This window comes from Mesorhizobium sp. M7A.F.Ca.MR.176.00.0.0 (genome assembly GCF_004023165.1).
Lineage (GTDB): Bacteria > Pseudomonadota > Alphaproteobacteria > Rhizobiales > Rhizobiaceae > Mesorhizobium.
Genome location: NZ_RZTC01000168.1, coordinates 1 through 9,229 on the forward strand (window position 1 = coordinate 1; position 9,229 = coordinate 9,229).

A 9,229-nucleotide genomic window follows, 5' to 3' on the forward strand; every position below is an offset into this window, starting at 1 on the left:
GGAAAACGGGCGCTGCCGGCGCGAGGGTTTTGAAATGAAGACTTTCCTTACGCAGTTTTTCACCTGGTGGAACAGCCAGACGATAGGAACCCGCCTGCATACCTGGCGGTACGGCAAGAAGGTCGGCCAGGACGAGACCGGCAATTTCTATTACGAAGGCGGCATCGATTCGGAAGGCCGCACGCGCCGCTGGGTCATCTACCGCAATTATTCGGAAGCTTCGGCGATACCGCCCGGCTGGCACGGCTGGATGCACCACCGTGTCGACGTCGCGCCGTCCAGCGAGGACTACAAGCCGCGCGACTGGCAAAAGCCGCATCAGCCCAATCTGACCGGCAGCCCGGCGGCCTATCGCCCGAAGGGCTCGGTGCTGACCAATCAGCACCGCCCGCAGGTCACCGGCGACTACGATGCCTGGACACCCGGGTCGTAGCGACAGGGTGCAAGCCGGTCCTTTATCGCCACAATTGGTGTTTAGCTGCTTGCTGATCAGAAAACGGCGACTAGCCTTGGCGATCGACAGAATCACCCGGGCGCGAACCACCGGTATCTTTGCATGAGCTTTTCTTACTCAATATCGGCTAGTCTGGCGTTAGCCGCCGGTCTTGCCGTCAGCACCGTGGCCTTCGCCGCTTCGCCTGAGCCCGCGGCACCCGCGCCGGCGCCGCCCGCGGGAGCGGACCGGGTCACCAATGCCGTTGCCGAGTTTGCCGGGATCGACAAGATCACCGGCCGCATCATCACCTTCGATGTCTATATCGACGAGACGGTGCAGTTCGGTGCTTTGCAGGTGACGCCGCGCGTCTGCTATTCGCGGCCACAGACCGAAGAGCCGAAGACAGATTCCTTCGTCGAGGTCGACGAGATCACGCTGGACCGCAAGATCCGCCGCATCTTCACCGGCTGGATGTTTGCCGAAAGCCCCGGCCTCAATGCCGTCGAGCATGCCGTCTATGACGTCTGGCTGAAGGCTTGCAAGCAGAAGTCGGATGTGCCGGCGCCCGATGGCGCCAAGGCAGACTCGACCAAAGCCGAGGCGCCCAAGCCCGCCGCGGCCAAACCGAAAGCCGCGATTGCTCCGGACGTGACAGAGCCTGGCGTGACGGAGCCGGACGCTTCGGACCCCGATACGACCGACACCAACTGATCCTCCGGAACCGTCCCTGCCACCATACGTTGGGGCACGGATGAGCGCGCATTTATGCGCAGGGAGGATTTTCCGATGTCAGACAGCAAGCGGATCACGGCCGGCAAGGCAGAGTTGCTGGAACTTGAAAAGGGATTCTGGACGGGCGACGCGGCCTACTATGCGGCCAATGTCGACACCGAATGCCTGGTGGCGTTTCCGCAGATGGCACAGGCGATGGACAATGCGGATCTCGCCAAGACCGCAACCAAGCCCAACCGCTGGCGCGACCTGAAAATCGACCTCAAGGGTATTATCGAGCCGGGCAGCGACATCATCATGCTGACCTACGAGGCACATGCGACACGCGAGAACGGCGAACCTTACGCCGCGCTGGTCAGCACCGGCTATGTCCATCGCGTCAATGGCTGGAAGATGATGTTCCATTCGCAGACGCCATTGGAAGCCGCCACTGGGAAGTAGGCTCAATCTTCAGGGATAGAATACGGCCTCGCCCTTCAGCGCGTCGGCCAGCAACTTTTCATATTTGCCGCGCGGCACGTCGACGGCGCCGAAGCGCTTGAGGTGCTCGGTGGTGAACTGCGTATCGAGCAGCGCGAAGCCGCGTGCCTTCAAGCGCTCGACGAGATAGAAAAGGCAGGTCTTGGAAGCGTCCGTCTCCCTGGCGAACATGCTCTCGCCAAAAAACACCCGGCCGAGCGACACGCCATAGAGGCCACCGACCAGTCGGTCCTCGCGCCACGCCTCGACCGAATGACAATGGCCTATCCGATGCAACTCGACATAGGCTTCGCGGATCGGCGCATTGATCCAGGTCGAGCGCCGTTCCACGCGCTTTTCGGCGCAGCCGTCGATGGTCGCTTCGAAATCGAAATCGAAACGGATGTCGAAGGGGTTCTTCTTGATCGTTTTCCTGAGGCTTTTCGGCGCGTGAAAACCATCGAGCGGAATGATGCCGCGCGTCTCCGGCCGCACCCAGAACACCTCCGGGTCGCCGGCACTTTCGGCCATCGGGAAGACGCCCGAGGCGTAGGCCTTGAGCAGAAGGTCGGTGGGGATGCGATAGCCGGGCGCGTAGGGGCGGGTCATCGCGTCTCCGCGCTACTCTTCCTTGGCCACGTATTTTTCCAGCCAGTGGATGTCATAATCGCCATTGGCGATGTCGGCATTGCCGACGAGATCGCGAAACAGCGGCAACGTCGTCTTGATGCCGTCGACGACGAACTCGTCCAGGGCGCGGCGCAAGCGCATCATGCACTCGACGCGATTACGCCCATGCACGATCAGCTTGCCGATCAGGCTGTCGTAATAGGGCGGGATCTTGTAGCCGGAATAGACGCCGGAATCGACGCGGATGCCGAGACCACCCGGTGTGTGGAAATGGGTGATCGTACCGGGCGAGGGGGTGAAGGTGCGCGGGTCCTCGGCGTTGATGCGGCATTCGATGGCGTGGCCGTTGAACTTGATGTCCTCCTGCTTCACCGAGAGGCCGCCACCGGAGGCGACGCGGATCTGCTCGTGGACGAGATCGATGCCGGTGATCGCTTCCGTCACCGGATGCTCGACCTGCAGGCGCGTGTTCATCTCGATGAAGTAGAACTCGCCATTCTCGTAGAGGAACTCGATCGTGCCGGCGCCGGAATAGCCGAGGTCGGCGATCGCCTTGGCGCAGATGCCGCCGATGCGGGCGCGCTCTTCGGCATTGAGGGCGGGCGAGGGCGCCTCTTCCCAGACCTTCTGGTGGCGGCGCTGCAAGGAACAGTCGCGCTCGCCGAAATGCACGCCGCGGCCAAAGCCGTCACCAAACACCTGGACTTCGATATGGCGCGGCTTTTCCAGGTATTTTTCGATATAAACGGCATCGTCGCCGAACGCCGCACCGGCTTCCGTGCTCGCCGTCTGCAGGGCGACCTCCAGGTCAGCCTCGGTGAGGGCGACCTTCATGCCGCGTCCGCCACCGCCGGCCGATGCCTTGATGATCACGGGATAGCCGATCTCGGCGGCAATGCGCCTGGCTTCCTTCTGATCGGTGACAGCGCCGTCCGAACCGGGCACAACCGGAATGCCGAGGCGCTTGGCGGTTCGCTTGGCCTCGATCTTGTCGCCCATGATGCGGATATGGTCGCCGGACGGACCGATGAAGGTGATGTTGTGCGCGGCCAGTATGTCGGCGAACTTGGCGTTCTCCGACAGGAAGCCGTAACCCGGATGCACGGCGTCGGCGCCGGTGATTTCGCAGGCCGCAACGATCTGATGGATGTTGAGATAGCTGTCGCGCGATGGCGGCGGACCGATGCAGACGCTCTCGTCCGCGAGCCGCACATGCATGGCGTCGGCATCGGCGGTCGAATGCACCACCACCGTCTGGATGCCGAGTTCCTTGCAGGCGCGCAGCACCCGGAGGGCGATTTCGCCGCGATTGGCGATGAGGATCTTCTGAAACATCAGGCCCGCTCTATTCGATCACGACGAGCGGCATGCCATATTCGACCGGCTGCGAATCCTCGAAAAGGATCGCGGTCACCGTGCCGGCGCGTGGCGAGGGGATCTGGTTCATCGTCTTCATTGCTTCGATGATCAGCAAAGTCTGGCCTTCCTTGACCTTCTGGCCGACTTCGATGAATGCCTTGGCGTCCGGCGACGGCGCCAGGTAGGCGGTGCCGACCATCGGCGAGGTGACTGCGTTCTTGGAAATATCTGCCACAACGGGCAGAGCTACGGAGGCAGCTTGCGCTGCTGCCGGCGCATAGGCTTGCTGCGGCGCCGCGATTGCATGAACAGCCGGCGCCTGCCGCGAGACGCGCACCTTCAGGTCGCCCAGTTCAACCTCGATCTCGGTGAGGTTGGTGTCGTTCAGTATGCCCGCCAGATCGCGGATCAGTTGCTGGTCAACACCGGTCTTCTTTATCGACATTTTCGAGCCTTCTGTTTGTTGGCCGGTCATAGGCGTGCGGCCAGCGCCTGTAGCGCCAGCGTATAGCCGAGCGGCCCAAAGCCACAGATCATGCCGACGGCGACCGGCGCGACCATGGAGACGTGGCGGAATGGTTCCCGCGCATGGATGTTGGAAAGATGAACTTCGGCCACCGGCAACGGTGCGACGGCGCGAATGGCGTCGTGGATGGCAATCGAGGTGTGGCTGTAGGCGCCCGGATTGATGACGATGCCGACAGCCTTGTCGCCAGCTTCCTGAATCCAGTCGACAAGGTCGCCCTCATGGTTCGACTGGCGGAAATCGATCTCGAACCCCAGCGCCGTGCCTGCCTGCTTGCAGTCGTCGGCGATCGCGGCAAGCGTCTTGCCGCCATAGATGCCCGGCTCGCGCTTGCCGAGCGCGTTTAGATTGGGACCGTTCAGGACGAAAACCGTTTTCAAAAAGCCGACCTTTCCCGGCGCCGTCATCAAGCCGGCGCGCTGGGCCCTCTATAATGGGCATAGCCGCCCGCGGAAAGAGCGCAAGTGCGTTCTTTCACTGTCCACAACAGGCGGAAATGTGCCCGTGAGAAATAGCTGGCGAGCAAGATCAGAGCGCGGCTTTCGCCGCCTCGATCTTTTCTGCCAGCACTTCCTGCCCGAGTGCTCCGAACACCACCTCGTTGCCGACGACATAGGACGGCGTTCCGGTGATCGCCAGCTTGTTGGCAAGATCGTAGGTCTTGGCGAGGGCCTCGTTGATTGTCGGGTCCTTCATCTTCTCGCGCAGCGCCGCTTCGTCGGCGCCGAGCGACAGCGCGACCTTGATGGCCGCCGCCTCGGTGGCGCGTCCCTGGCCGCCGAGCAACGCATTGTGGAACTCGCCGTACTTTTCCGGGTGCATCAGGTGGAACGCCATCGAGACCACGCTCGCCTTCTGCGAATCCGGTCCGAGGATGGGGAATTCCTTGAGCACGAAACGCAGGTCCGGATCGGTCTTGGTCAACGCCTGCATGTCGTCGATGGCGCGTTTGCAGAAGCCGCAATTATAGTCGTAGAACTCGACGATGGTGACCTTGCCGTTCGGATTGCCGACGACGCCGTCAAAGGCGGAGTTGAAGATCTGGTCCTTGGCATTCTTGATCACGCCGAGATGAGCGATGCGCTGCTCTTCCTTCTGCTTGGCCTCAAGCGCATCCTGGACCTCCAGGAGGACTTCCGGGTTTTTCAACAAATAGTCGCGGATGATGCCTTCGACCTCGGTGCGGTCGATCTTGGTATCGGCCGCCGTGGTCTCGACCGGCTGTGCGGTGCCGGCCTTGGCGATCTGCGGGTTTCCGGCAACGAATCCGAAAGCCAGCATGGCCAGTGCGACCGCAACCCCCGTGGTGCCCAGCAGCAGTGCCTTTTTCATCGTTCCTGTTCCTTCTACCTGTTTTCCGGTCTGGCTATGTCGTGGCGCGCGGCCGGAAGGTTCACTTGATCTTGGTTGACGGCTTGTAGTTTATGATATCCTGGGCGCGAAGCCAGCGAGGCTCGCCGCGTTTCATCTGCTGCTGCGCCCGCATGGCGAAAATCTTCGCATCCTTGTAGTTGCCGGAATAGAAATGGCTTTCGGCGGTGGCAAGTTCAGCGCCCGGTATGTCACCTAACTCACCGTAGGCCTGTGCCAGATAGCGATACCCGGCTGAATTTTCCTTGTCGCGCCCGAGGCCGTTGTTGATCTGCACGACGGCTTTTTTGAGGGAGTCGGGCTTGCCGACGGCCATCAGCGCCTGGCCCATGGACACCGGCAGCAGACCGGACCGCGCCGAATCGAGGCTGACCGCCTTGGCGTAGGCGTCCGCGGCTTCCTTGGGTTTGTTTGCCTTCATCAGGATGTCGCCGCGCAGTTCCTGGAAGTAAGCGTTCTTGGGCTGCGCCTTGATCAGTGCATTGGTCTTGGCGAGCGCGGCGGCGATGTTGCCGAACAGGTAGGTCGACTGGGCGTCGCCATATAGCGCGGCGAGGGTCCCTTGCATCTTTCGCATCAGCCGCGACGCAGCCGCCTGGCCTTCCATGTAGACGGCGATCTTCACCCGCACCATGTCATGGCGCTGCTGCAGCGCGGGCGGGTCCGGCCTGTCGACATTGGGGCTCTGTTTCACCAGCACTTCGAGATTGGAGATACGATCCCGCGGCATCGGATGGCTGATCCGGTAGGGATCGACTTGCGCGCCCGAGAGCGACAGCGCAGTCTGGAAGCGGTGAAACGTCTTCAGCATGCCCATGCCGGACTGGCCGGTGGCGTTGAGATAGGTGATCGCCGAGCGGTCGGCCGTCATCTCCTCGGTGCGCTGGTAGGCGAGGATGCTGCGCTGTGCCATCTCGCCGCCGCCGGCGGCCACCCCCACGCCCGCACCGGCAAGGCCGCGGCTATTGGTTGTCGCGCCGGCGACCATGGCACCGGCACCCAGCAGCGTCGCGATGATGGCCATCGTCTTGGCTCGTTCGAGCTGGTCGCGCAGCTTCTGCTGGTGGCCGCCGGCGATATGACCGGCTTCGTGCGCGATGACGCCGATGATCTCGTTGGGCGTTTCAGCCGTCATCAGCGCGCCGGTGTTGATGAACAGCCGGCGCCCGGTCACGAAGGCGTTGAAACTCTGGTCATTGACCAGAACGATGTCGATGCCGTCATTCGCCAGGCCAGCCGCCCTGAAGATCGGCCGCGCGTAATCGCGAACCAGCGCCTCGATCTCGGCGTCGCGCACCACCGGCACGTTCTGGGCAAAGGCGCTGACCGAACTCGCCATTGCAACGGCAACGCCAAGCGAAAGCGTCGCGAAGACGCGCGCTGCCTGGGCAATCGTCGATCTGGGTCGGCTCAACATGATGGCTCCACTGGTAGACGAGCGGGCGAAAGATGAAAAGTCGGCGCCGGAAACTTCCTCAACTTGTGATCCTCACATCAATCGGGCATTTGTGCGGCACATGCGCCAGTGCCTGGCGCCGTCAGCCATCGGGAATACTGGTTAAATGGTCGTTTCGCTCTCACGTCGTGGCAATGTCGAGCCCTTCCATGCGATGGACATTCTGGCAGAGGCAAACCGGCTGAAGTCCCAGGGCGTGCCGGTTGTTTCGATGGCCGTCGGCCAGCCCTCCGATCCCGCACCGGTTCTGGTTCGCGCCGCAGCCGCCAAGGCGCTGCAGGACGGACGCATCGGCTACACCGACGCGCTGGGACTGGCAGGTTTGCGCAAGGCGATCGCCGGACACTACGCCGATCACTACGGGCTTGATATCGAGCCCGGCCGGATCGCGGTGACCACTGGATCGTCGGCCGCCTTCAACCTCGCCTTCCTGGCGATGTTCGACCCGGGTGACCGCGTCGCCATCGCGGCACCCGGCTATCCCGCCTATCGCAACATCATGGCCGCGCTCGGCATCGAGGTGGTCGAGATCGAGCTGGGCGACGCCGCCTACGTGCATGCCGGCCATCTCGAGACCGCGCATCGTGAAAAGCCGCTGAAAGGCGTTCTCTTCGCCAGTCCCGCCAATCCAACCGGCGCGGTCATACCGGCCGATGAACTGGCGGCCCTGGTGAGGACGGCACAAGACCTCGGCATCGCCGTCATCTCCGACGAAATCTATCACCGGCTCGCCTATGCCGCCCCCGACACCACGGCGCTTGCCTATGGAGGCGACGTGACCGTGATCAACTCCTTCTCCAAATATTACTGCATGACCGGCTGGCGCATCGGCTGGATGGTGCTGCCGCAAGAACTGGTGCGGCCGGTCGAGCGCGTCGCCCAGAGCCTCTATATCTCGCCGCCGGAACTGTCGCAGATCGCGGCGATCGAAGCGTTCAGGGCGACCGAGGAACTGGAAGCGGTCAAGGGTCGCTATGCCTGGAATCGCGAACTCTTGATGAAACGCCTCCCGGAACTCGGCTTTCCGCTGGCGGCGCCCATGGACGGCGCCTTTTATGCCTTTTGTGACGTCACCAGGCATAGCAATGACAGCATGGCCTTCGCGCGAAAGATGCTGGCCGAGGCGCATGTCGCGGCAACACCCGGCCAAGACTTCGACACTCAGGCCGGGCACCGGACGATGCGTTTCTCCTACGCCGGCAGCCACGACGACATGGTTGAGGCAATGGCGCGCATCGAACGCTGGTTGAGGTAGCACCATGCCGGAACTCGAACAGGCCCCCAAACTTGATCAGGCCCACAAACTTGATCAGGCCTCCAAACTTGATCAGGCATTGGCCGAAGTCGCTGCCGAAATGGCCGATCGCACCGATCGCGGTGACGTCGCTTCCTACATTCCGCAGTTGGGTAAGGTCAATCCGAAGAAATTCGGCATCGCAGCGGTTACCAATGACGGGCGCGTGCTGACGGCGGGGGACGCCGACCAGGCCTTTTCCATCCAGAGCATCTCGAAAGTGTTCACCCTGACACTGGCGCTCGGCAATGTCGGCGACGCGCTGTGGCAGCGGGTCGGCCGCGAACCGTCAGGCAATCCGTTCAACTCGATCGTGCAGCTCGAGCATGAGAACGGCATTCCGCGCAACCCGTTCATCAATGCCGGCGCCATCGTCATTTCCGACATCCTGCTTGCCGGCCACCAGCCACGCGAGGCGATCGGCGAGATCCTGCGCTTCATCCAGTTCCTCGCCGACGACGAGACGATCATCATCGATCGCGAGGTGGCGGCGTCCGAGCGCGCCACCGGCTACCGCAACTTCGCGCTTGCCAACTACATGAAATCCTTCGGCAATCTCCACCATGCGCCGGAACTGGCGCTGGGCGTCTACTTCCACCATTGCGCCATCGCCATGAGTTGCCGGCAACTGGCGCTCGCCGGCCGCTTCCTCGCCAATGGCGGCAAGAACCCGGCGACCGGGCATTCCGTGGTGTCGGCCGAACGGGCACGCCGCATCGGCGCCATGATGCTGACCTGCGGCCATTATGACGGCTCCGGCGATTTCGCCTTCCGCGTCGGCATCCCCGGCAAGAGCGGCGTCGGCGGCGGAATATTGGGCATCGTGCCGGGCGTGGCGTCGCTTGCCGTCTGGTCGCCAGGTCTCAATGCCAACGGCAACTCCAAGCTGGGGTCGATCGCGCTGGAAAAGCTTGCCAGGATGATGAACTGGTCGATCTTCGCGCCGTAGCCTTCGCGATCCGCCAT

The 9,229-nt window shown here is 62.6% G+C and carries 11 protein-coding genes; 5 read left to right on the plus strand and 6 right to left on the minus strand.

Annotated features, from left to right (window positions below):
- The first annotated feature begins 34 nt into the window (after positions 1 to 34).
- The 3 genes from EOB59_RS32105 to EOB59_RS32115 all read left to right on the plus strand — a co-directional run bounded on the left by EOB59_RS32105 (position 35) and on the right by EOB59_RS32115 (position 1,609).
- A complete protein-coding gene (locus EOB59_RS32105) occupies positions 35 to 433 on the plus strand; it encodes an NADH:ubiquinone oxidoreductase subunit NDUFA12 (protein ID WP_013531353.1) in 399 nt (132 codons plus the stop codon).
- A gap of 123 nt (positions 434 to 556) precedes the next feature.
- Positions 557 to 1,147 (plus strand): DUF2155 domain-containing protein, encoded by a 591-nt coding sequence (locus tag EOB59_RS32110; RefSeq protein WP_127330802.1) that lies wholly within the window; start codon positions 557 to 559, stop codon positions 1,145 to 1,147.
- Between the two features lie 75 nt (positions 1,148 to 1,222).
- Positions 1,223 to 1,609, plus strand: coding sequence for a hypothetical protein (locus EOB59_RS32115; RefSeq protein ID WP_127330800.1), 387 nt, complete (start codon positions 1,223 to 1,225; stop codon positions 1,607 to 1,609).
- Between the two features lie 9 nt (positions 1,610 to 1,618).
- Here the strand turns inward: EOB59_RS32115 and aat are convergent, their stop codons facing one another.
- The 6 genes from aat to EOB59_RS32145 all read right to left on the minus strand — a co-directional run bounded on the left by aat (position 1,619) and on the right by EOB59_RS32145 (position 6,930).
- Complete coding sequence (aat, locus tag EOB59_RS32120) at positions 1,619 to 2,236, minus strand: leucyl/phenylalanyl-tRNA--protein transferase (RefSeq protein ID WP_127396902.1); 618 nt, start codon at positions 2,234 to 2,236, stop codon at positions 1,619 to 1,621.
- Positions 2,237 to 2,248: 12 nt separating this feature from the next.
- Positions 2,249 to 3,592, minus strand: a complete 1,344-nt coding sequence (gene accC, locus EOB59_RS32125) for an acetyl-CoA carboxylase biotin carboxylase subunit (protein WP_128290131.1) — start codon at positions 3,590 to 3,592, stop codon at positions 2,249 to 2,251.
- 10 nt (positions 3,593 to 3,602) lie between these two features.
- Positions 3,603 to 4,061: an acetyl-CoA carboxylase biotin carboxyl carrier protein gene (accB, locus tag EOB59_RS32130; RefSeq protein WP_023812132.1), complete on the minus strand. Its 459-nt coding sequence runs from the start codon at positions 4,059 to 4,061 to the stop codon at positions 3,603 to 3,605.
- Positions 4,062 to 4,087: 26 nt separating this feature from the next.
- Complete coding sequence (gene aroQ, locus EOB59_RS32135; protein WP_013531359.1) at positions 4,088 to 4,522, minus strand: type II 3-dehydroquinate dehydratase; 435 nt, start codon at positions 4,520 to 4,522, stop codon at positions 4,088 to 4,090.
- Between the two features lie 148 nt (positions 4,523 to 4,670).
- A complete protein-coding gene (locus EOB59_RS32140; RefSeq protein WP_127396903.1) occupies positions 4,671 to 5,474 on the minus strand; it encodes a DsbA family protein in 804 nt (267 codons plus the stop codon).
- 61 nt (positions 5,475 to 5,535) lie between these two features.
- Positions 5,536 to 6,930 carry a M48 family metalloprotease gene (locus EOB59_RS32145; RefSeq protein ID WP_128290132.1) on the minus strand — a complete coding sequence of 465 codons (1,395 nt, stop codon included), beginning with the start codon at positions 6,928 to 6,930 and terminating at the stop codon, positions 5,536 to 5,538.
- Between the two features lie 145 nt (positions 6,931 to 7,075).
- On the opposite strand from EOB59_RS32145, the gene EOB59_RS32150 reads away from it, so the two are divergent.
- Positions 7,076 to 8,224 (plus strand): aminotransferase class I/II-fold pyridoxal phosphate-dependent enzyme, encoded by a 1,149-nt coding sequence (locus EOB59_RS32150; protein WP_127810292.1) that lies wholly within the window; start codon positions 7,076 to 7,078, stop codon positions 8,222 to 8,224.
- 4 nt (positions 8,225 to 8,228) lie between these two features.
- Complete coding sequence (locus EOB59_RS32155) at positions 8,229 to 9,212, plus strand: glutaminase (RefSeq protein WP_127810293.1); 984 nt, start codon at positions 8,229 to 8,231, stop codon at positions 9,210 to 9,212.
- Positions 9,213 to 9,229: the final 17 nt, after the last annotated feature.

Coding starts and splice junctions, on each gene's coding strand:
- EOB59_RS32140 (WP_127396903.1), bottom strand. CDS start 5,474: ATGAAAAAGGCACTGCTGCTGGGCACCACGGGGGTTGCGGTCGCACTG.
- EOB59_RS32145 (WP_128290132.1), bottom strand. CDS start 6,930: ATGTTGAGCCGACCCAGATCGACGATTGCCCAGGCAGCGCGCGTCTTC.
- EOB59_RS32110 (WP_127330802.1), top strand. CDS start 557: ATGAGCTTTTCTTACTCAATATCGGCTAGTCTGGCGTTAGCCGCCGGT.
- accB (WP_023812132.1), bottom strand. CDS start 4,061: ATGTCGATAAAGAAGACCGGTGTTGACCAGCAACTGATCCGCGATCTG.
- EOB59_RS32105 (WP_013531353.1), top strand. CDS start 35: ATGAAGACTTTCCTTACGCAGTTTTTCACCTGGTGGAACAGCCAGACG.
- EOB59_RS32115 (WP_127330800.1), top strand. CDS start 1,223: ATGTCAGACAGCAAGCGGATCACGGCCGGCAAGGCAGAGTTGCTGGAA.
- accC (WP_128290131.1), bottom strand. CDS start 3,592: ATGTTTCAGAAGATCCTCATCGCCAATCGCGGCGAAATCGCCCTCCGG.
- EOB59_RS32155 (WP_127810293.1), top strand. CDS start 8,229: ATGCCGGAACTCGAACAGGCCCCCAAACTTGATCAGGCCCACAAACTT.
- EOB59_RS32150 (WP_127810292.1), top strand. CDS start 7,076: ATGGTCGTTTCGCTCTCACGTCGTGGCAATGTCGAGCCCTTCCATGCG.
- aat (WP_127396902.1), bottom strand. CDS start 2,236: ATGACCCGCCCCTACGCGCCCGGCTATCGCATCCCCACCGACCTTCTG.